Here is a 21,384-nt window from a genome sequence, read left to right on the forward strand (position 1 = left end):
AGCCGTCGCGCGTGCGCCCGGGCGGACTCTGGCGGCACGTCAGCCGTCGCCCCGCCGCCTGCGGGACGCCATCAGCAGACCGCCGCCCGCGACCAGCACGGCCACGCTGCCCGCCGCGATGTACGGCGTGGCGTCGGAGCCGCCGGTCGCGGCGAGGTCGGTGTCCTTCTGCCCGGCGGCCTCGGTCGTGTCGCCCGCTCCGGTGCCGGAGTCGGAGCCGGCGTCCTGGCCACTGCCCGAGTCGTCGCTGTCATCGGCGTTGTCGGCGTCCTCGGCGGGGACGAAGTCCGCCGGGGGGTTGTCGCAGCCGACGCCGTCGTTGTCGCGGTCGAGGTGCTTGCCGTAGTGCTCCTCGTCGCTCGCCGGGATGTTCGAGACCCCGTTCTCGTACGCCTCGGTGCAGTTCTTGAACGGGTGGTTGCCCTCGTGGGCCTGCGCGGTGGTGGCGGGCAGGGCGGCGAGGGCCAGGGCGGTGACGGCCACGGTGACGGGCTTGCGGAGCATGTGCACGGAAGATCCCTCGGATCGGTTCGGTGTGTGATTGCGGGATTTGAGGTGACGAACGTATTGAGGGACGGGCGGTGCGGCGGGGAAATGAAAGAGCCGTGATGCGAACGTGACGTGACCGGACGGTAGCTCTCCGCTCCGGTGGGCAGGGTCGTGGGCGTACGGTGAGGGGCGTCCGGCGCAGGCACTCGGGAAGGAGTCAGGGTTGACCGGCTGGAGTGTGCACGACATCCCCGACCAGAGCGGGCGCGTCGCCGTCGTCACCGGCGCCAACAGCGGGCTCGGCTATGTCACCGCGCGTGAACTGGCGCGCAAGGGGGCACGGGTGGTGCTCGCCTGCCGCAGCGAGACGCGCGGCGCGGCGGCCGTACGGCGGCTCGCGGCCGAGGTGCCCGGCGCGCGTGCGGAACTGCGCCGGCTGGACCTCGGCGATCTCGCCTCGGTACGGGAGTTCGCGGGCACCCTGCCCTACGGCCATGTCGATCTGCTGGTCAACAACGCCGGTGTGATGGCGCTGCCCTACGGTACGACCGCGGACGGGTTCGAGACCCAGTTCGGCGTCAACCACCTCGGCCACTTCGCCCTGACCGGACTGCTGCTGCCCGCGCTGCTCGCCGCCGGTTCCGGCCGCGTGGTGAACGTCTCCAGCCCGTTCCACGCGCTGGCCAACATCGATCTCGACGACCCGCACGCCCTGCGCCGCTACCACCGCTGGCCCGCCTACGGCCGGTCCAAGTCCGCCAACCTGCTCTTCACCCACGAGCTGGCCCGCAGGCTGGCGGCACACGGCACGGACCTGGTGGCCGCCACGGCCCACCCGGGGTACACGGCCACCGAGCTGCACACCGCGGGCTCGCGGGCGGAGGGGCGCCGGGCCGCGGAATGGACCATGCGGACGGGCGCCCGCCTCCTCGCCCACTCCGCCGACGTCGGCGCGGTCCCGCTCCTGTACGCGGCCACCGCCCCCGGCGTCCGCCCCGACTCCTTCACCGGACCGGCCTACATGTTCCGGGGCCGGACCCCCGCCCCCTCCTGGCGGGCCCCGTGGACCCTCGACGACCGGATGGGCGAGCGGCTGTGGACCGCCTCGGAGCGGATGACGGGGGTCGGGTACGACGCCCTGAAGTGAGAGCTACGACGCTCTGAAATGAGAGCTACGAAGCCTGCAGCGAGGGTTACGAGGTCTGGAGCGAGGGCTACGAGGCCTGAAGTGAGGGTTACGCGACCCCGCCGGGCCCGGCCGTCCCGGCTGCCTCGGCTGCCTCGGCTGTCGTCACCTCATACGTCGTCACCCGCACCGACTCGTCGTCCAGGCACTGCCCCGACGCCAGGTCGAAGCGCTGCTTGAGCAGCGGGGAGGCGACGAACGGGCGGCCCTGGTGGGTGCCGGTCAGGCCGCGGGAGAGGACCGCCGCCCCGGTGAACGGGTCGCGGTTGTCGATCGCGTACAGCTCGCCGGTGCGGTCGCGGAACAGGGCCGCCTGGCCGCCGTCGGGCAGCAGCACCGCCACGCCCCGGCCGGGGAGCAGGGCGCTCAGGTCGCAGGCCGTGAACCAGCCGTCCGACAGCCGCAGTCGGATCGACAGTTCGGTCGTCTCGGGTGCCAGGGTCATCGCTTGGCGCTTCCTTCCAGGACTTCGTCCGTGACGGCGGACGGCCGCATGCCGATGTCCAGCAGCGGCAGGTCGGGCTTCATCTGGTCGCGCTCGGGCACGAAGGCGACCACCGGGTCGGGGGTGTCGGGCGCGTTGACGAAGGACACGAACCGGGCGAGCTTCTCCGGGTCGTTGACGGTCTCGGCCCACTCGTCGCGGTAGTGCGCGACGTGCGCGCTCATCAGCCCCTCCAGCTCGTCGCAGATGCCGAGCGAGTCGTGGACGACCACGTCGCGCACGTGGTCCAGGCCGCCGGGGATCCGCTCGAGCCAGGTCGAGGTGCGCTCCAGCCGGTCCGCGGTGCGGATGTAGAACATCAGGAACCGGTCGATCAGCCGGACCAGTTCGGCGTCGGACAGGTCCTGCGCCAGCAGGTCGGCGTGGCGCGGGGTGGCGCCGCCGTTGCCGCCGACGTACAGGTTCCAGCCGTTGGACGTGGCGATCACGCCGAAGTCCTTGGACTGGGCCTCGGCGCACTCGCGGGCGCAGCCCGACACCGCCGACTTCAGTTTGTGCGGCGAGCGCAGGCCCCGGTAGCGGAGCTCCAGGTCGATCGCCATCCGCACGGAGTCCTGCACCCCGTAGCGGCACCAGGTCTGCCCGACGCAGGACTTCACCGTGCGGAGCGACTTGCCGTAGGCGTGGCCCGACTCGAAGCCGGCGTCGACCAGCCGGGACCAGATCAGCGGGAGCTGTTCGACGCGGGCGCCGAACATGTCGATGCGCTGTCCACCGGTGATCTTGGTGTAGAGCCCGAAGTCCCGGGCGATCTCGCCGATCACGATCAGCTTCTCCGGGGCGATCTCACCGCCGGGGATGCGCGGTACCACCGAGTACGAGCCGTTCTTCTGCAGGTTGGCCAGGAAGTGGTCGTTGGTGTCCTGCAGCGCCGCCTGCTCGTCGTCCAGGACGTAGCCGCTGGCGCCGATCGTCGGGGCGAGGGAGGCGATGATCGAGGCGACGGCCGGTTTGCAGACCTCGCAGCCGTCGCCGCCGCGGGCCTCCTCGCGGCCGTGCCGGTCCAGCAGGTCCCGGTAGGAGGTGATGCGCAGGGCGAGGACGATCTCGTAGAGCTCCTCGCGGGTCTGGCCGAAGCAGCCGCACAGGCCCTTGTCGACCTCGACGCCGCTCGCCTCCAGCTCCGAGCTGACCAGCTGGCCGAGGACCTTCACACAGCTGCCGCAGCCGGTGCCGGCCTTGGTGCACTTCTTCACCTCCGGCACGGTGGTGCACTGGTGCTCGGTGACCGCGCCGCGGATCGTGCCCTTGGTGACGTTGTGGCAGGAGCAGATCACCGCGTCGTCCGGCAGCGCGCCCGGGCCGAGCTGTGCCGGGCCGCCGGCTCCGGCGGGCAGCACCAGCGACTCGGGGGCGACCGGCGGCACCGAACCGGTCAGGGCGCGCAGCGTGCCGTACGCCTCCGCGTCGCCGACCAGGACGCCGCCGAGCAGCGTGCCGTCCCGGCCGATGACCAGCTTCTTGTACAGGCCGGCGCGGGAGTCGGCGTAGACCACGTCCAGGCAGTCCTCGGCGGTGCCGTGCGCGTCGCCGAAGGAGGCCACGTCCACGCCGAGCAGCTTCAGCTTGGTGGACAGGTCGGCGCCGGTGAACGACGCCTCCTCCGCCTGCGCGATGGCCGCCGCCGCGGTCTCCGCCTGCTCGTAGCCCGGCGCGACCAGGCCGTACACCCGCCCGTCGGCGGCGAGCGCGCACTCGCCGATCGCGTACACATGCGCGTCGGTGACGGTGCGGCACCGTTCGTCGACCGTGATGCCGCCGCGCTCGCCGACCGCCAGGCCCGCGTCCCGGGCGAGCTGGTCGCGGGGACGGACACCGGCGCTGAACACCACCATGTCGGCGGCGAGCTCGGAGCCGTCGGACAGCTTCATCCCGGTGACCGCGCCGTCCGGGCCGGTCACGATCTCCTGGGTGCCGGTGCCGGTGTGCACGGTCAGGCCCATGTCCTCGATGGTGCGCAGCAGCGCCGCGCCGCCGCCCTCGTCGACCTGCACGGGCATCAGCCGCGGCGCGAACTCCACGATGTGCGTGGTCAGCCCGAGTCCCTTGAGCGCGCCCGCGGCCTCCAGGCCGAGCAGCCCGCCGCCGACCACGGCACCGGTCTTCGCCCTCGACCCGGCGTACTCCTCGATGGCCAGGAGGTCCTCGATGGTGCGGTAGACGAAGCAGCCCTCGGCGTCCTTGTTGGGGACCGGCGGCACGAACGGGTAGGAGCCGGTGGCCAGCACCAGCACGTCGTAGCCGACGCTCAGACCGGAGCGGGCGGTCACCGTGCGCGCCTCGCGGTCGATGTGCTCGGCCGGGTCACCGACGTGCAGTTCGATGCCGTGCTCGTCGATGAAGGCCATGTCGGTCATCGACAGCTCCTCGGGCGTCCGCCCGGAGAAGTACGAGGTGAGCTGGACGCGGTCGTACGCCGGGCGCGGCTCCTCGCACAGCACGACCACGCGGTGCGTGCCGGTCAGGCCGCGCTCGGCGAGCGCCTCCAGGAAGCGCTGGCCGACCATGCCGTGCCCGACGAGCACGATCGTGGGGCGGGCACGAAGAGTCGTCGTGGACATCAGGAGCCTCCGTCATGGGTGAGCAGGTGGAGCAGGGGGCCGCCGTCGGACGGGAGCGGCTCTGCTCCCTCCCAGGCACGGGCGAGCGCGCCGACGGTGCCGAGTTCGCCGACGAGGACCCCGCCGACCAGGCGGTCGCCGCGGACGACGACCTTGCGATAGGTGCCGCGGGTGGCGTCGGCGAGTTGCACGACGTCGTCGCCGGGGCGGGCCTCGGTCTCGCCGAACGCGGCGAGGTCGAGCGGGCTGTGCGGGCCGGGGCCACCGGGGCCACCGGGGGTGGCCGGGAGGCCGGGCCGGTCCGGTCCGGTGAGGGTCAGCCGGGTCAGCGAGCGGGTGCCGGTGTAGCGGGCGCCGGGGTCGCCCGCGAGCTGCTCGGCGAGGACCTCGGCCTGCTCCAGCGCGGGTGCCGCCAGTCCGTACAGGGTGCCGTCGTGCTGGGCGCAGTCCCCGATTGCGCGGATGTGCGGGTCGGAGGTGCGCAGCTCGTCGTCGACGAGGACGCCCTGGTGCACGGCCAGGCCCGCGTCCCGGGCGAGTCCCACGCGCGGCCGGACGCCGCAGGCCAGCACCACCAGGTCGGCGTCGAGGGCATAGCCGTCGGCCATCTCCACCGAGCGCACCGCGCCGCCGGTGCAGCGCACGTCCCGCACCCGGCACTCGGTGTGCACCTCGACGCCGAGGCCGGTCAGATGCCGGTGGACCAGCTTCGACGCGGCCGGGTCGAGCTGGCGCTCCATGAGCCGCTCCGACTGCTGGGCGAGCACGACCTGCGCGCCGCGCACCGCCAGCGCGCGGGCCGCGGAGACGCCGAGCAGCCCGCCGCCGATGACGACCGCCCGCACCCCCGGCCGTACCGCCTTGGACAGGCCCAGGCAGTCGTCCATGGTGCGGAAGGCGTGCACGCCCTCGGGCAGCTCGCGCCCCGCGGTGAACAGACCGCGCAGTGGCGGCAGGACGGGGTTGGAGCCGGTGGCCAGGACCAGCGTGTCGTATGCGATGCGCGAGCCGTCGGCGCAGTGGACCGTCCGGCCGTCCCGGTCGATGCCGGTGACCCGGTCCCGCAGCAGTCCCGCGGGCGCCGGCAGTCCGATCACCTCGGGGCTGTAGCGTCCCGCCAGCACCTCGGCGAGCAGCACCCGGTTGTACGGGCGGTGCTCCTCTTCGCCGACGGCCAGCGCGGGCGTGCCGAGCTCACCGAGCCGCCGGGCGAGTGTCACGCCCGCGAGGCCGGCGCCGATCACCACCACACGCGTATTCGAGGTCATGGCATCGAGCGTGCGGTGCCGGTGTTACCCGGCGGCATCACCTCTGTTTCCCGCGGGGAACGCTGCCCTCAGCGGAGCAGGTCGAGGGATGTGAGTCTCCCGGACCCCGCAGGGGCCGACCTCAGAAGTACCTCATCTCGATGGACGCCACATCCATCTCCTCCGTAGGGTCGCGATCATGCCCGACATATCGCTGACCGTGGTGGCCCTGCTGTGCCTGGCGGCGCTCGCCGCCGGCTGGATCGACGCCGTGGTCGGCGGCGGCGGACTGCTGCTCCTGCCCGCCCTGCTGCTCGGCCTGCCCGCCGGCACCCCGGCCGCGCACGCCCTGGGCACCAACAAGGCGGTCGCGATCGTCGGCACCACGGGCGCGGCGGTCACCTACGCCCGGAAGGCACCGGTGGACGTCGGCACCGCCGTCCGGATCGGGCTGGCGGCGCTGGCGGGCTCCTCGGGCGGCGCCTTCTTCGCCGCCGGGATGAGCACCGACGTCCTCCAGCCGGTGATCATGGTCGTGCTCCTCGCCGTCGCGGCCTTCGTCATCCTGCGCCCCTCCTTCGGCACCGCCCCGGCCTCCGGTCCGGCCACCCGCCGCCGGAAACTCGCCGCGATCGCCCTGGCCGGCGTCGGCATCGGCTTCTACGACGGACTCATCGGCCCGGGCACCGGCACCTTCCTCGTCCTCGCCCTCACCGGCCTGCTCCACCTCGACCTGGTCACCGCTTCCGCCACCGCCAAGATCGTCAACTGCTGCACCAACGCCGGCGCCCTCGCCATGTTCGCCTGGCAGGGCGCGGTGCTGTGGCAGCTCGCCGCCCTGATGGCCGCGTTCAACCTCGCGGGCGCCACCCTCGGCGCCCGCACCGCCCTGAAGCGCGGCAGCGGCTTCGTCAGGGTCGTTTTGCTGACGGTGGTGCTCGCCCTGGTGGCGAACCTGGCGTACGAGCAGTGGGTGGCGTAGGACGCGAGCAACGGGGAAGGCGCACCGCCCGTGCCTACACGCCCCGCAGCAGCGTGGCGTCGTCCACGACCTGAATCGCCAGGACGCATTGTCGGTCATGAAGGTCAGGCCTGAACGTGGCGAATGGGTCTGACATTGATGCTGATAGTCAGGTTCCGGCGGCCGTGGCTCGGGGTCTGACTGACGCCCTGCTGGGCTGTCCTTGTGTTGTCTGTCCGGCCGCCGGAGTCTGTTCTCATGGCTCCGGCCGGGCGGAACATGACCTGATAGGAGCCCGGCCAGAAGCCCCACCGATGTCCTGTATGCGCCACCCGGCCGGTGCCCACCTCCGGTTGGGAAGGCACCATCAGCATGACATCAGAGGTTGTGGAAGACTCTGCGGACCAGGACGTGTTCGGCGGGGTCGACTCCCACGCCGACACCATCCACGTCGCGGTCATCAGCGACAAGGGTGGCCACCTCGCCGACGCCGAGTTCGCCACCACCGCTGCCGGATACACTGAGGCCCTGGCCTTTCTGAACACCCACGGCCGTGTGACCGCGATCGGCGTGGAAGGTACCTCCTCCTACGGCGTCGGCTTCACCCGCGCCGCCCGCTCGCAGGGACACCCGGTCATCGAGGTCAACCGGCCCGACCGGGCCGAACGGCGCCGCATCGGCAAGTCCGACCCCATCGACGCCTACGCTGCTGCCCGCGCCGCCCTGTCCGGGCGGGCCTGCGGCGTTCCCAAGGACGACACCGTCGCCGGTAAACGCGCCCTGCACAACGCCGCCCGCTCCGCCGTCAAGGCCCGCACCGCCGCCCTGAACCAGATCACCAACCTCCTCGTCACCGCACCCGAAGCCATCCGTGCCAGATACGTGCAGCTCAAAGGGACAGACCGCACGGATGTCCGGGCCCGGCTGCGGCCGACCGGGGACGCGGTGCACAGCGCGGTCCTCACCGCGCTGAAGAGCCTTGCCCGACGCGTCAAGGAGCCCACCCCCGAACACGAGGCCCTGACACGAGCCCTGGACCGAGGTCAGCGCGCACAACCCCGGTCTGCGAGCCGCCTACGGCGTCGGCCCCGACACCGCGGAGCAGCTGCTGGTCACCGCCGGAGGAAAACCCGAACGTATGCGGACCGAGGCATCCTTCGCAGCCCTGTGCGGCGTCGCCCCGGTCCCCGCCTCCAGTGGCAGAACGATCCGGCACCGTCTGTCCCGGGGCGCGGACCGGGATGCCAACGCCGCTCCTACCGCATCGCCCTCGTCCGCATGTCCAGCGACGCCAGAACCCGCACATACACGGCACGGCAGACCGCAGCCGGCCGGACGAAGAAGGAGATCATCCGGCTCCTGAAACGAGCAATCGCCCGGGAGATCTTCCGCTGCTTCACCACTACTGTCACCATCCCCGGCATCGCCGACCTGCGGCCCCTACGGCAAGCCCAGGAACGTCACCCTCGAGGACGTCGCCCAGCACTTCGGGGTCTGGCCCACCACTATCTCCAGACTTGAACGAAGCCTCAGCCGAGACGACGCCTTGCTCATGCCTACCACGACTGGATCCAGACTGCTTGACAGCAATAGGAGCTTCAATATCCCGGCCTACGACAGCAGGGCGGCTCCCGTGTAGGAGCCGCCCGGCGAGCGTCGTATTGTCAGCTCACTGCCTGGAAACCCTCGAAGTCCGTCGATGCTTCCTTGTAGGTGGTGTGGCCCGTGTCAGCTTCGTGGTTGCCGAGAAAGCGCAGCAGGCCCGATCCGGGGGTTGTGCACCAGAAGTCCAGCGGGTTGCCGCTGTGGTCCGCATCGGGTGTCAGGGTGAACAGGGGAACGGTGTTGGATCCCCAGTTCCAGCCGATCTTGGTGCGCTGCTGAAGGCTGATGTCGTAGTTCCCGAACTCGTTCTGTCCGGCGTGGAAGACCCAGAGCGTGCCCCCGATGTCGGACCGTTCGTAGCGGACCACCAGGTCGGCCAAGCCGTCCCCGTTCCAGTCTCCCGGCGCACCGAGAGTCACTTCGTTGATCGCGGAGCCATCCGCTGAGATCGGGTCGTCGGGGCCTGCAAGGAGTACGGGTTCGCGGTCGCTGTCGAGGCGCCTGTCGCGGTTTCCGTAGTAGAGCCAGATGAACTCGCCGTCGTTGACGAGGAGGTCGGGGTAGCCGGGGACGTCTTCGGTGCCGTCGCCGTCGGTGTCCATGCCGCCATCGACGTCACCGATGCCGAGGATCTGCTTGGCCCCGTCCTTCCAGTGGTTGTTGGCCGGGTCGTAGACCGTGAGCTCCTGGCGTGTTGAGCCGTGCGTGCAGGCGGTGCAGGCGTATCCGTAGCCGTTATTGGGCTGGATCCACAGGCGGTTGGTGTCGAGCGTGGAGTCGTTGCGCAGGGCGATCAGGTCTTCGTATCCATCGTCGGTCCAGTCGCCTCGGTGTGTGATCCTGGCACTGGTCCAGTTTTCGTTGGAAGCGTTTGCGTATGCCTCGGCCAGTTTGCCGTCGCCCGAGCCGTAGAAGCGGCGCAGTGTGCCGTCCTCGTCGATGGCCCACAGGTCGGCATTGCCGTCGCCGTTGATGTCACCGGGTTTGTCGGGGGTTTTGGGGCCGTTGGCGTAGAGGAGGTAGACGGCTGTGTCGGAGGAGTTCTGCGCCTTGTCATAGCTCTTGACATAGACCTGGTTGGCGCCCATGACCGTTGGCGTCAGTTCTACGGAGACGGAGCCGCCTGCCGAGCTGGGGGTGGCGGTGCGTCGGGTGCTGTCCCAGCTGGTCCAGTACTCGTACTTGGTGACGTCTGCGATACCGCCGCTGGTGAACGTGAAGGTGCCCTGGGAGCGGACGCTCGCCGTGTTGTAGGGCCAGCCGCCGCTTCCGTCCGGGAACTGTGTGGAGGCGACGCCGGGCGGGTTGCTGGGGCGAGTGGCGTCGAAGCTGAAGTGACATTGAGTGCTCCACGCGCTGACCAGAGCACCGTCTTCGGCACGGACCTGCCAGCTGAATGTTCCGGTTCCGGTGACTCCCGCATCTGTGAGGAGCTTCGCGAGTGCTGCTTTTGTCGCTTTGAGCTTGGCGACGGTTCCTGACGCCGCCGAGACGGTCTGGTTGATCTCGTTTTCGGCTCCGCCGTGCCCGGTGGGCCAGAGGAGGAAGCGGGCTTTCACGGTGCCGCCGTCACGGTCGGAGACCTTCGCGGCCAAGGTGACGTCCGTGTTGCCGATCACGGTGTAGGGCGTGGTGGAACCGCAGTTGGAACCGCTGCTCGGTGACGTGTAGAGGCCGGACGGCCTGTCCGGGACGGTGTTGTAGGTGGTGGACAGCACTGCGGTCTTGATGTCGAACTTCTTCCAGGCATACACGTCGGTCTCACTGGCTGCGCGCAGGCCCAGGGTGATGTTGTTCCACCTTTTGGTGACCGACTCCTTGGCCGCCGAGGTGACGTCGAAGGCCAGGTTGCCTGCCGGGCAGGAGGAGTTGTAGCCCTTGGAGTCGTTGACCGAGTCCAGCTTCCGTGCCCAGGAGGGCTGGTGGTTCCAGGTGGTGGAGGAGCTGATGGAACCGGTCAGCCAGACTTCCGCGGTCCGGTTCGAGCAGGACCAGGACCAGCTGTTCTTGATTCGGAAGATGGACTTGGAGATGACCTTGTTGGTGTTCCACAGGTTGTTGGAGTCCATCCGGAAGAAGGAGCGGGCGGTGCCGTTGGTGTGGTTCTCGTATCCGATGCGTGCCAGGGAGGTGCCGACCGAGCCATCGGAGTTGTGCCAGTTCTTGCCGTTGTAGTAGCTGGAGGTCGGATACCGCTTGTAGGCGATCGTCCAGGCCTCGCGCGATCCGCTGACCGAGGGGTCGATGTAGACCGGGTAGTTGGTGTCCTTGCCGGTCAGCAGCTCCTGGTCGGGGGTGAGCGCCAGGGTCTGCTCGGCGACTGTGACCGGTACTGTCGCTTCTTTGGCTCCGTTGCCCGCTTCGAACTCATCGCTGGGTGGTGCGACAGCAGCGGACCGCAGTGCGGGGAGACCTTTTCCCTTGCCGCTGTCCCACATGCGAGGTGGAGAGGCAGTGAAGAGTTCCTGCCCAGCCGGGTTGACGGCCTTGAGGTTGCCGTGCTTGTCGGTGGAGACCTCCACACCGTCGGCGTCGAGTGTGAGCCGGAGGCTTTTCAGATCCGGGTTGGCCGCGGCTGCAGTGTCCTTGACGACGAAGAGCTGACCGAAGCCCCCCGAGCCGGCTCGGAGCTTCAGGTCGACGCCGGGCATGACGTCTCGGTACGTGGCCTCGTTCAGCTCAACCTCGGGAACAGGCAGGGGCTTGGGCCAGGACCAGGACATGCTGCGACCGTCACGGGTAACCGTCACCAGTGGCCCGCTGCCCCCGCCGGAGAACTTCACCCCCACTTCCGTGGCTCTGGTGACGAGTGAGCCGTCGCTGCCCTTCCTCAGGGTCGGGTCGATGTCGACCAGCTTGTTGTTCTGCCTGACCCACTGCGGCACCACGTAGGTGTCCTGCGTGAAGCCCCCGTCCGGATTGGCGAACAGTTGCGATGTCTCCGTGCGCTGAGACACCACCTCGACCGGTGCACCCGAGTCCTCGGCCTTCTCCAGTGCTGCAGCCTCCTCCGTGCTGTGCTCCGCCCCGGCGGCGGAAGTGGATGGGGCTGCGTCGTTCGCAGTGGCCGGAACGACACACAAGGGTGCTGCCAACGCGACGACGAGCGTCACCCCTAGACATCTGCCGCGTCGGCGGGCCGGTTCACGCCTTCGTCCGCGCATTGCGTTCATTTTCGATCCCTTTTCAGTTCCTTCACGGGCTTGAGTGGTGGTTGACGCAGCAGACACGCGAGCCCGTCAAATGGTTGCCCTGCTCAATGGAACGTCCAAATATGTCCGTTAAAGTGTCGGTCGGGGTTGCCTGCCGGGAGTTCATGCGAATCTGCCCTGACCCCCGAGCCCTCTGGCCTGTATGGGGTCTCGAGTGAGTGTCGCCGGGAGCGCGAGGCGGAAGGTGACCATCCGATTCCGGATTGGAAAAGCCGACATTTGTGGCCTAGTTGCAGGAAGTCATTGCCCAGCTGGCTTTTGTGCAGCGACCCCCTTTCTTTCTTGTAGTGGATACTGTTACGGTCGCCGCTGCTTTTCATGTGTGATCATCCTGTGGGGGGAAGCGGTGCCCGGAAAGCAGCGTGCGGCGTTCCAGCGCCCTGTCCGTTCATTCGGCAGACGTGCGCGACTGGTTGCGTTCTCGCTGGTCGCCTACCTGCTGGCCGGCCTCTTGGGAGGTCCGGTGGCCGCGGCGGCCGAGTTGGAACTGCGGAAGCTGGCCAAGCCGGACCCGGTGCCTGTGGCCAAGGTGTCGGGCAAGGGCGTGAACAAGCCTGACGAGGTTGCCGAGAACTTGTGGAAGCCCGATGACAGGGCGGGCCGTTGGCCCACGGCCGGGACAGCATCTGTCGACGTACCGGAACCTGGCAAGAGCTCCCGGCAGAGGAACGCCGGTTCCGTTCCGGTGTCAGTGAAGACTCCTGGACGCGCTCAGCCAGCAGTGGGCGCTGCCGTGGCCGATCAGGTCCAGGTTCAGGTGCTGGACCGGTCAGCGGCGAAGGCAGCGGGCGTGGACGGCCTGCTGATCGCGGTTCGGGGACACGCGGGCACCGCATTGCCGAAGAACAGCGAACAGAAGAAGAGCCGCATCGGGCTGGAACTGGATTATGCCGACTTCGCCGGTATGTACGGCGGCGACTGGGCCTCGCGACTGACCTTTCGTGAGGTACCGGCATGCGCCCTGACCGCACCAGGCCAGAAGGACTGTGCCCCCGGCGATGTCATCAAGACGCATAATGACCGCAAGAACAAGACGCTGTCGGCCGAGATCGCTACGGGCGTAGTGGCGAAGCCTTCGCAGAAGACCGGCCGACTCGTGCAGCCGTCCTCCCTCACCAGCAGCAGCCGCATAAGTTCGCTGTCTCAAGGTACGACCCTGCTGGCAGTAGCCGCCGCACCCTCGGGCGCCACCGGTGACTTCACCGCCACCTCGCTCGCACCTTCAGGCCAGTGGGAAGTCGGCGGCTCCTCCGGAGGTTTCAACTGGTCCTACGGCATCAACACGCCGAGCGTTCCCGGAGGGCTGGAACCCAGCCTCGGCCTTTCCTACTCATCGCTGTCCGTAGACGGTCGTACGGCGGCCACCAACAACCAGGCCAACTGGGCCGGCGACGGCTGGTCCCTGTCACCCGGGTTCATCGAGCGCCGCTACGTGGCATGCGAGGACGACAAGAAGGACGGCAACAACCCGTCGAACAGAGTCGGCGACCAGTGCTGGAAGAAGGACAACGCCATCCTGTCGCTGGGCGGGTCAACAAGCGAACTGGTCAGGGACGACACCACCGGAGAGTGGCGGAAGAAGACCGACGACGGCACCCGCGTGGAGCTCTACCGCAGCTCCGCCAGAGCCAACGGTGACAACGACAACGAGTACTGGCGGGTAACCACCTCGGACGGCACCCGCTACTACTTCGGCTTCAACCGGCCCAAAGGCTGGAGCGAAGGCAAAGACGAGACCAACTCCACCTGGACCGTGCCCGTCTTCGGCAATCACCCCGGAGAACCCTGCCACTCGTCCGCGTTCAAGAACTCCTGGTGCCAGCAAGCCTGGCGGTGGAACCTCGATGCCGTCATCGACCCCGCCGGCAACGCCATGACGTACTACTGGGCCAAGGAGACCAACCACTACCAGCGCGCAGTCGACGTCTCGTACAAGGGCACACTCACCGGCTACACCCGCGGCGGCTACCTCAAGCGCATCGAATACGGCCTGCGCGCCAGCAACTTCTACGGCACCCCCGCAGCCAAGGTCGATTTCACGGTCGCCGAGCGGTGCCTGCGCACTGCCACCTTCGACTGCGCGGCTGACAAGTTCACCGAGACCAACGCGAACAAATGGCCGGACGTCCCCTTCGACCAGTACTGCACCGCCGAATCCGAGTGCGAGGGCAACTCCTCGCCGTCCTACTTCACCCGCAAACGGCTGACGAGCATCACCACCTTGGTGCTGGACGGCGGAACCCACAAGAAGGTCGACTCCTGGGCGCTGACCCACCAGTTCCCGTCCACCGGGGACGGCATAGACCCGGCGCTCTGGCTGGCCTCGGTCACCCGCACCGGCCACACCGCCGCCACCCCCGTCACGCTTCCGCCCGTGACCTTCAAAGGGCAGCAACTACCCAACCGCGTCGAAGGCGCGGTCGACCCGGTTCCCCCGTACAACCGCTACCGTGTCTACGCGGTCAACACCGAGACGGGCGGCACCGTCGGTGTCACCTACTCCGCACCTGAGTGCACAGCAATCAGCCTTCCCACGCCCGCAACAAACATCAAGCGCTGCTATCCGGTCATCTGGTCTCCGCCTGACGCGCCGGCCGACGGCTACGAGCCCTACCAGGACTGGTTCCACTCCTACGTGGTCACCCAGATCCTCGAGTCCGACAACACCTCCGGTGCCCCGATCAAGCGCACCGACTACTCCTATCCAGGTGGGCTGGCCTGGGCCAAAGGCGACGACGAGTTCACCAAAGCCAAGCACCGCACCTGGGGCGACCGCAGGGGATACGGACGTGTCCAGGTGCGCACAGGTGATCCCACTGAAGGCACCCAGGCACTGAGCGAGATCCGCTACTTCCGCGGAATCGAGGGGGTGAAGGTGGCCGACAGCCAAGGCAACGAACTGGTGGACCACCAAGCGTACGCCGGCATGGTGCGGGAAACCGCCACCTACAACGGCTCGGGCGGCGCCCTGGTCTCCGCCACAAGCCACACCCCGTGGCGCTCAGCGGCGACCGCCAGCCACTCTCGCAGCGCGGACAGCCTGCCGACGGTGCACGCCTATCGCACTGGCATCCAGAAGGACCAGACGCGCAGCACCATTACGGGCGGCAACCTCAGACGCACGGAAACAGTACGACAGTTCGATGAATTCGGCCTGATCTCGTCTCTCTCCGAAACGGGCGACACGGCCAAGAGCGGCGACGAGCGATGCACCACAACGTCGTACGCGCGCAGCACTGCCAGGAACATCCTGGGCTTGGTCGCCGAGACCAAGAAGGTCGCCAAGCCCTGTGGCATCGCCCCGACCCTGCCTGGTGACCTGATCAGCACCACGCGCTACTACTACGACGGCGCGACCACGCTCGATGCCGAGCCATCGGCCGGCAACGAAACCCGCCGGGACGAGAACGACGGCGTGGGCACAGGCCTCGTCACCGTGAACACAGCCACGTACGACTTCTACGGCCGCCAGACCTCGTCCACCGACGCCACGGGCGCGAAAACAACCGTTACCTACACGCCCAGCTCTGGCCAGAGTCCCACCAAGACTGTCTCCACGAACGCACTCGGACACACCAGCACCGAGTACACCGACCCCCGCCGCGGAGTGATGACGGCGGCCGTCGACGCCAACTCCAAACGGAGCGATGTCGAGTACGACGCGCTGGGCCGGGTCGTCAGGGTCTGGGGACCGGGTTGGATCAAGGCGGACCATCCCACCGTTCCTTCGGCCCAGTTCAGCTACCGCATCTCCCGCAGCGAGCCGAACGTGGTCACCTCCAAGGTGCTCAACCACCTCGCCGAGTACGACACCTCGTACACCTTCTACGACGGCATGCTGCGAGCTCGCCAGACCCAGACTCCGGCCATCGGAGCTCCCGACGGGCGCGTGGTGACCGAAACCCATTACGACACCCATGGTCTGGCCTGGAAGACCTACGGCTCCTACTACGCGGCAGGCAAGCCCTCCAGCACCCTGGTCGCCGGTGACGACACCAAAGTCCCGGCCGGAGTGGAGAAGGAGTACGACGGTGCGGAACGCGTCACCGCCGAGATTGCACTGAAGTACGGCGACGAGACCAAGCGCACAACCACCCAGTACGGCGGCGACCGCACCACGGTCATCCCGCCCAGAGGCGGCACCGCCACCACGACGATCCTGGACGTCCGCGGCCGCACGATCGAGCAGCGCGCCTACACAGACTCGGCACGTACCGCGTACCAGTCCACGAAGTACACCTACAACGAACACGACAGGCTGGCGAAGCTGACCGACCCGGCCGGAGTGTCCTGGGCGTGGACTTACGACGCCCGGGGCCGCCAGATCAAGGTGGACGACCCGGACAAGGGCCCGACCACGACCACGTACGACAGCGCGGACCGTCCGGTGAAGAGCAGCGACGCCCGAGGCATTGAACTCACCACCGCCTACGACGCACTCAGCCGCCAGAAGGAACTCAGGCAAGGCACCACCGTGCGCGCCTCCTGGACGTACGACACGGTGGCCAAGGGCAAGGCAGCTTCCGACACCCGATACGTGGACGGCCAAGCCTACACCACGAAGATCAACAGCTACAACGACCGCTACCAGCCCACCTCCTCCACAACCACACTCCCTGAGGCAGCGGGTTCGGTCGCGGGTAGCTACACCTGGACCTTCGGCTACAACCCGTACAACGGCGTCCAGGAGTGGACCAAGCACCCGGCCATCGGCAACCTGCCCGGCGAACGGGTCACCACCAATTTCAACAGCCACGGCCTGCCCACGCAGACAACAGCCGGCGGCGTAGCCCTGGTCAGCAACGTCAACTACGACGTGTACTCGCGCCCCCTGCGCACCGAGTACGGCACCCTCGGCCGCAAGGTGTACCACTCCCGGGACTTCGACGAACACACGGGCGCCCTGACCCGCAGCACTGTTGACGGCGACGTTGCCCTGCGTATCGAGGACACCCGCTACACCTACGACCCCGCAGGCAACACCTCCCGCATCTCCAGTACCTCCGGCCAGGACGAAGCAGCCGTCACCGACACCCAGTGCTTCGCACTCGACGCACTGCGCCGGATGACCGAGGCATGGACCACCAAGTCCGCAACGGACGACTGCACGACAGGCCCCTCGGCCACCACAGTGGGCGGCCCCGACGCCTACTGGCACTCCTACACCTACGACGTGACCGGTAACCGAACCAAGGAGACCCAACACGCCACCGGCGGCGCCTCCACCACCATCACCCGCACCTACAGCCTGGGCGAAGCCACGGAAGACGTACCGCACGCGGTGCGCTCAGTCTCCACGGTCGGCGGACCGGACAGCGGCAGGACGGAAACGTTCGGCTACGACGAGACGGGCAACACAGTCTCCCGTAAGGGCGGTTCACGTGACCAGCAGCTGAGGTGGGATGCCGAGGGACATCTCGCCGAGATCACCGAGAACGGCAAGACCACCGAGTACCTCTACGACTCCGACGGCGACCGGATGCTGGCGCGCAACGCCGACGGCTCCGCCATCGCGTACCTGCCCGGTGGCAACGAACTCAAGGTCACAGCCACGGGCTCGAAGACCGCCACCCGCTACTACACCCACGGCGGCGAAACCGTCGCGGTCCGCACCTCGGCCGGCTTCTCCTTCCTGTTCGGCGATCACCAGGGCACCGCGCTGATCGCGGTTGCCATGGGCGCTGCACAAGGGGTCACCCGCCGTAAGCAACTCCCCTTCGGCGGCCCCCGCTCCACCACCGGCAGCACCAGATGGCCCGGAGAGCACGGCTTCCTGGGCGGCACCACCGACCTGACCGGCTACACCCATCTCGGGGCCCGCGAGTACGACCCCGCCATCGGTCGGTTCATCTCCGTCGACCCACTCCTGGTCACCGACGATCCGCGGCAGCACAACCCGTACGTCTACGGCAACGCCAACCCCGCGACGTTCACCGATCCCACCGGCACGATCATCGCCGAATGCTGGACAGGCGAGATCAAGTGCAGCGGCGGAAAGCCGGTTACCAAGCCCAGTCCCCCCGGCAGCGACAACTGCTACACCGGCAATATGTCCGCGAGTTGCACCTGGGCGAACCCTGACCACAACAGCCCCGAAGGCAAGCGCCGGTCCAGGGAACTCGCGGCAGCCATCGATGCCCCGAAGTACTGCTACGGAGGCAGCCAGTCCGCCAGCTGCTTCGGCAACGGCTCGTCACCGTCCAAGCAGCAGTCGGACGCAGCGAAACGACGGGTAGACCTCGAACGAGCGATAGAGCAGCAAAAGAAAAATGAACAGGATGGCGACTACTGGAAAGGCTTCGGTCACCTCTGGGACAATACTGCTGGAAAGGCAGTAACAAACGTAGCGAACGCTGGACGAGCCGTCGGTGAGCACTTCTCCAAGCACTGGCGAGACTATCTGGCGAATGGTGTTCTGGTTGCAGGTGCTCTTGGCGGTCTGGCCTGCGTGGCCTCAGCAGTATGCGGAGTGGTTGCTGCTGTAGCGATTGGCTCCGCAACGGCCGCCGCTAATTACGCGGCATCCAATGCGGGGACGAGTAACTGGAACACCACGTCCTTCGTAATCAATACGGCTACCGGCGGGGCTGTTGGATGGCTCGGGGGGACGAGTGCTGCCGGTAAGATCGTGGCAAGTCGAATGTCGTTCGCCCGAATGGAACGAAGTGTGAAGCGAATTGAGAATTTGGTTAACCGGATGAAAGAAGATCAGTGAAGCCGCTGCGACATGAAATCTTGAAGGCTGTCGTTCCGCTGATTATCCTGACGGTAGTCGTTACCGTTATTTCTCGAGCCATCGGAGGGTGGATTGCAACCGCGGGCCCTCCTGTGATCGTAATAGGCGCAGGGATGCTGTGGGGGAGGGTGCTGAGGAATAGACGGGCCCATGACGGTGATGAGAAAGGTCTGCGCGAGTAGTTCCTGCGACGATGTCCCGTATGAGCTAGTGATCACCAAGTGGCCCGATGTCCGGAGGTTGGCGAAATCGCAGAGCGCCGGCCTCGTCCCACGCCTGCTGCCATCGCTGCACCGAGCGGACGCTCGCCCGCAGGTCTTTGGCGATCACGCGCTCGCCTCATCCCGGGCGAACCGTCCCGCGGCCTGGAGCCGTAGCTCCTCGCAGGATTGCCGGCGTTCGGCGGTCGACCCGCCCCCCTTGTGGTCACCGCATGCCCCGGTGATACCGCGGGGGGCGGCCAGCCGTCAGCCCCTACGGCACCAGGAGGTCAACCTCAGTAACTGGGAGTGCTGGCGTGACCAAGCCGGGCATCCCTCGCAGTCCTGACTTATCTGAACGCGGCCCGGGCCGCCGTCCGTGCATCGCCGGAGCGCGGGACGGTGCGCGAGATGGGCCTCCTGATTGGCTACTACATGCCCGTCAGCGGCTGCCGGTCAGGTGGGCGAAGACGACCACGTTGCCCTGGTAGCCGGTGGAGCGGGAGTAGCCGCCGCCGCAGGTGATGACCCGCAGCTCGGGGCGGTGCGCAGCGCCGTAGACCTTCTCGTCGGGGAAGTTCTGCGCCTCGTACACCTCGACGGCGTCCACGCGGAACACCGCGACGGAGCCGTCGCGCCGGTCCACCTCGATCAGGGCGCCCTTCTTCAGCGCGCCGAGCCGGTAGAAGACCGCGGGGCCCTCGGTGTTGTCGACGTGTCCGGCGACGATCGAGGTGCCGCGCTCGCCCGGGGTGGTGCCGGCCTCGTACCAGCCGGCGAGGTTGTCGTCCGCGGCGGGCGGTACGTCGAGGCTGCCCGTGCGGGTCAGGCCCAGCCCGGTCAGCGGGGCGTCCACGCCGATCGCCGGGATGCGGATGCGGTCGGGCGGCGAGGGCGGCAGCGCCGGGGCCGCGGGTGCCTGCCGGGCCTGCCCGGTGCGGGCCTCGGCGGCCGAGGGCTGCGGCGGGGTCGCGGTCTCGGAGCCGCTGCTCAGCAGCCACGCCCCGGAGCCGAGGGCGATCACGGTGACCGCCGCTATCGCGGTGTTGCCGACCCTGCGCATCACGACCCCTCTCCTTGCGGCCCCGGCCCCCTCCGGGCCGCGAGGGGCGTCGGACCCGGAGGGGGTTGGGAAGTGCGGTACCGGCGGACGGGCAGCGGAGGGTGCCCGTCAGATCCCGTCGCCTCTCGCCCGGCGATGCAGGAGCCAGGTACCGCCCGCGGCGGCGACGGCCAGAGCCGCCACACCGGCCGCGGTCTGCACGGGATCGGGGCCCAGTGCGCCGCCGACCCCCGTCTTCACGCTTCCTCTGGGGTGCACCTGACCGCGTACCGGGGTCAGCGTGACCACCAGGTCGCCCGCCACCTTCCGGTCGTCCGCGGCGCACCGGGCGACGATCTCGTACGTCCCCGGCTGCGCGCTCGGCGGCACCCTGAACCGCCCGACCGCCTCACCCGCGTGGGCACCCGGCGCCAGGGTGAACTGCCCGGCGCCCACCGCACCCGCGTCGCCCGCCGCCGTACCGCGCTTGCCGCACGCCGTCGTGGTGACGGTGGCGTGCTCGCCGGGGACCACCGAGGACGGGAACACCTCCAGGTCACCGGTGTGCGCACCGGCGCCGTACGCGGGTGCGGCGACCAGGCCCGCCGCGGCCAGGGCCAGGGCGGGACCGGTCAGCAGGCGGGCGGTACGGCGCATCGGTGCTCCTCGTGCTCTGCGGTGGCGTGGGGCTCTGCGGTGGCGTGGGGGAGTGCTCGTCGGCGGCCCTGCCCTACCGAGCAAAGTGGCAGCTGCCCCGGCCCGCTCCCCGAGAACGCGCCGCGAATGTGGTGAACGGGTGTCGCCCGATGCTCCGTCAGCCCCGCGAGGCACCCCGTTTCGCCAGGTCACCGACGTACGGCGGGCACCGTGCGGAAATGCACCCGAAGGGTGGCGCCGACGCGGGGTGAACGGGTGACCCCGGTGCCGTGCCGGATCCCGCCCCCGGTCACTCCGGATCCCGCGCCCCGCCCCGCTTGACCTCAATCATGGTTGAGGTACGAGGGTGGCGGCATGAAGACCTTCACCGATCCCCTCCGGGTGACCCTCGTCGTCGGCAGCAACCGCCACGGCCGCTTCGGCCCCGTCGTCGCCGACTGGCTGCTGGACCGTATCCGCGCCCACGAGGACCTCGCCCCCGAGGTCGTCGACGTGGCCGCCGCCGACCTGCCCACCACCCTCGCCCCCACCTCCGACGCCACCGCCGCGCTGGCCGGGATCACCCCGAAGCTGGAACGGGCCGACGCCTTCGTCGTGCTCACCCCCGAGTACAACCACTCGTTCCCGGCCGGGCTGAAGAACCTCATCGACTGGCACTACACCGAGTGGCGGGCCAAGCCCGTCGCCCTGGTCTCCTACGGCGGCATGGCCGGCGGTCTGCGCGCCGCGGAACATCTGCGCCAGGTCTTCGCCGAACTCCACGCCGTGACGGTCCGCGACACCGTCTCCTTCCACAACGCGGGCGCGTCCTTCGACGACGCGGGCACGCTCAAGGACCCCGCGGGCCCCGACGCCGCGGCCAAGGCGATGCTGGACCAACTGGTCTGGTGGGGGCGGGCGTTGCGGCAGGCGAAGGAACAGCAGCCGTACGAGGGCTGATCCGCTGCGCCGCCTCATCCGCTGTACGGGCCTCGGACACCCGA

General features: G+C 68.7%; 12 protein-coding genes and 1 pseudogene. 5 read left to right on the forward strand and 8 right to left on the reverse strand.

The window, feature by feature from the left end; genetic code table 11:
- Nucleotides 1-39: 39 nt before the first annotated feature.
- Nucleotides 40-510, reverse strand: coding sequence for an excalibur calcium-binding domain-containing protein (locus tag V5O46_RS19080; RefSeq protein WP_332885833.1), 471 nt, complete (start codon nt 508-510; stop codon nt 40-42).
- A gap of 202 nt (nt 511-712) precedes the next feature.
- Here V5O46_RS19080 and V5O46_RS19085 point away from each other — a divergent pair, with 202 nt between their 5' ends.
- Entirely contained in the window at nt 713-1,636 is a 924-nt protein-coding gene (locus tag V5O46_RS19085; RefSeq protein ID WP_332885834.1) for an oxidoreductase, read from the forward strand.
- Between the two features lie 88 nt (nt 1,637-1,724).
- On the opposite strand, the gene nirD is transcribed toward V5O46_RS19085, so the two are convergent.
- The 3 genes from nirD to V5O46_RS19100 are packed head-to-tail and all read right to left on the reverse strand — an operon-like array spanning nt 1,725 to nt 6,009.
- Nucleotides 1,725-2,120 carry a nitrite reductase small subunit NirD gene (gene nirD, locus V5O46_RS19090; RefSeq protein ID WP_332885835.1) on the reverse strand — a complete coding sequence of 132 codons (396 nt, stop codon included), beginning with the start codon at nt 2,118-2,120 and terminating at the stop codon, nt 1,725-1,727.
- Nucleotides 2,117-4,741, reverse strand: coding sequence for a nitrite reductase large subunit NirB (nirB, locus tag V5O46_RS19095; protein ID WP_332885836.1), 2,625 nt, complete (start codon nt 4,739-4,741; stop codon nt 2,117-2,119). The genes nirD and nirB overlap by 4 nt, the downstream gene beginning before the upstream one ends.
- On the reverse strand, nt 4,741-6,009 hold the full coding sequence (locus tag V5O46_RS19100) for an NAD(P)/FAD-dependent oxidoreductase (protein WP_332885837.1): 1,269 nt from the start codon (nt 6,007-6,009) through the stop codon (nt 4,741-4,743). Before V5O46_RS19100 ends, nirB begins: the two co-directional genes overlap by 1 nt.
- Before the next feature lie 178 nt (nt 6,010-6,187).
- Here V5O46_RS19100 and V5O46_RS19105 point away from each other — a divergent pair, with 178 nt between their 5' ends.
- Together V5O46_RS19105 and V5O46_RS32075 are read left to right on the forward strand one after the other, a co-directional pair.
- Nucleotides 6,188-6,970: a sulfite exporter TauE/SafE family protein gene (locus tag V5O46_RS19105; RefSeq protein ID WP_332885838.1), complete on the forward strand. Its 783-nt coding sequence runs from the start codon at nt 6,188-6,190 to the stop codon at nt 6,968-6,970.
- A gap of 366 nt (nt 6,971-7,336) precedes the next feature.
- Nucleotides 7,337-8,470: an IS110 family transposase gene (locus tag V5O46_RS32075; RefSeq protein WP_456300721.1), complete on the forward strand. Its 1,134-nt coding sequence runs from the start codon at nt 7,337-7,339 to the stop codon at nt 8,468-8,470.
- A 143-nt stretch (nt 8,471-8,613) separates the two neighbouring features.
- On the opposite strand, the gene V5O46_RS19120 is transcribed toward V5O46_RS32075, so the two are convergent.
- Nucleotides 8,614-11,667 carry a VCBS repeat-containing protein gene (locus V5O46_RS19120; RefSeq protein WP_332885839.1) on the reverse strand — a complete coding sequence of 1,018 codons (3,054 nt, stop codon included), beginning with the start codon at nt 11,665-11,667 and terminating at the stop codon, nt 8,614-8,616.
- A 421-nt stretch (nt 11,668-12,088) separates the two neighbouring features.
- On the opposite strand from V5O46_RS19120, the gene V5O46_RS19125 reads away from it, so the two are divergent.
- A complete protein-coding gene (locus V5O46_RS19125; RefSeq protein WP_332885840.1) occupies nt 12,089-18,481 on the forward strand; it encodes an RHS repeat domain-containing protein in 6,393 nt (2,130 codons plus the stop codon).
- Nucleotides 18,482-18,730: 249 nt separating this feature from the next.
- Here the strand turns inward: V5O46_RS19125 and V5O46_RS32080 are convergent.
- From V5O46_RS32080 to V5O46_RS19135, 3 genes and pseudogenes are all read right to left on the reverse strand, one after another.
- Nucleotides 18,731-18,948, reverse strand: a pseudogene (locus tag V5O46_RS32080) (hypothetical protein); the annotation flags it as partial.
- Between the two features lie 196 nt (nt 18,949-19,144).
- Entirely contained in the window at nt 19,145-19,765 is a 621-nt protein-coding gene (locus V5O46_RS19130) for a class F sortase (protein WP_332885879.1), read from the reverse strand.
- A 108-nt stretch (nt 19,766-19,873) separates the two neighbouring features.
- The gene (locus V5O46_RS19135; protein WP_332885841.1) at nt 19,874-20,401 is read right to left on the reverse strand and encodes a hypothetical protein; all 528 of its coding nucleotides are present in this window, start codon (nt 20,399-20,401) and stop codon (nt 19,874-19,876) included.
- A 354-nt stretch (nt 20,402-20,755) separates the two neighbouring features.
- Here V5O46_RS19135 and V5O46_RS19140 point away from each other — a divergent pair, with 354 nt between their 5' ends.
- On the forward strand, nt 20,756-21,340 hold the full coding sequence (locus V5O46_RS19140) for an NADPH-dependent FMN reductase (protein WP_332885842.1): 585 nt from the start codon (nt 20,756-20,758) through the stop codon (nt 21,338-21,340).
- The last annotated feature ends 44 nt before the right edge of the window (nt 21,341-21,384 follow it).

It is taken from the genome of Streptomyces poriticola (assembly GCF_036689765.1).
Classification (GTDB): Bacteria; Actinomycetota; Actinomycetes; order Streptomycetales; family Streptomycetaceae; genus Streptomyces; species Streptomyces poriticola.

What these genes read in the sequence shown, in the direction of transcription:
- V5O46_RS19100 (WP_332885837.1), bottom strand. Translation starts at nt 6,009, where the DNA reads ATGACCTCGAATACGCGTGTGGTGGTGATCGGCGCCGGCCTCGCGGGC.
- V5O46_RS19105 (WP_332885838.1), top strand. Translation starts at nt 6,188, where the DNA reads ATGCCCGACATATCGCTGACCGTGGTGGCCCTGCTGTGCCTGGCGGCG.
- V5O46_RS19130 (WP_332885879.1), bottom strand. Translation starts at nt 19,765, where the DNA reads ATGCGCAGGGTCGGCAACACCGCGATAGCGGCGGTCACCGTGATCGCC.
- V5O46_RS19135 (WP_332885841.1), bottom strand. Translation starts at nt 20,401, where the DNA reads ATGCGCCGTACCGCCCGCCTGCTGACCGGTCCCGCCCTGGCCCTGGCC.
- nirB (WP_332885836.1), bottom strand. Translation starts at nt 4,741, where the DNA reads ATGTCCACGACGACTCTTCGTGCCCGCCCCACGATCGTGCTCGTCGGG.
- V5O46_RS19140 (WP_332885842.1), top strand. Translation starts at nt 20,756, where the DNA reads ATGAAGACCTTCACCGATCCCCTCCGGGTGACCCTCGTCGTCGGCAGC.
- nirD (WP_332885835.1), bottom strand. Translation starts at nt 2,120, where the DNA reads ATGACCCTGGCACCCGAGACGACCGAACTGTCGATCCGACTGCGGCTG.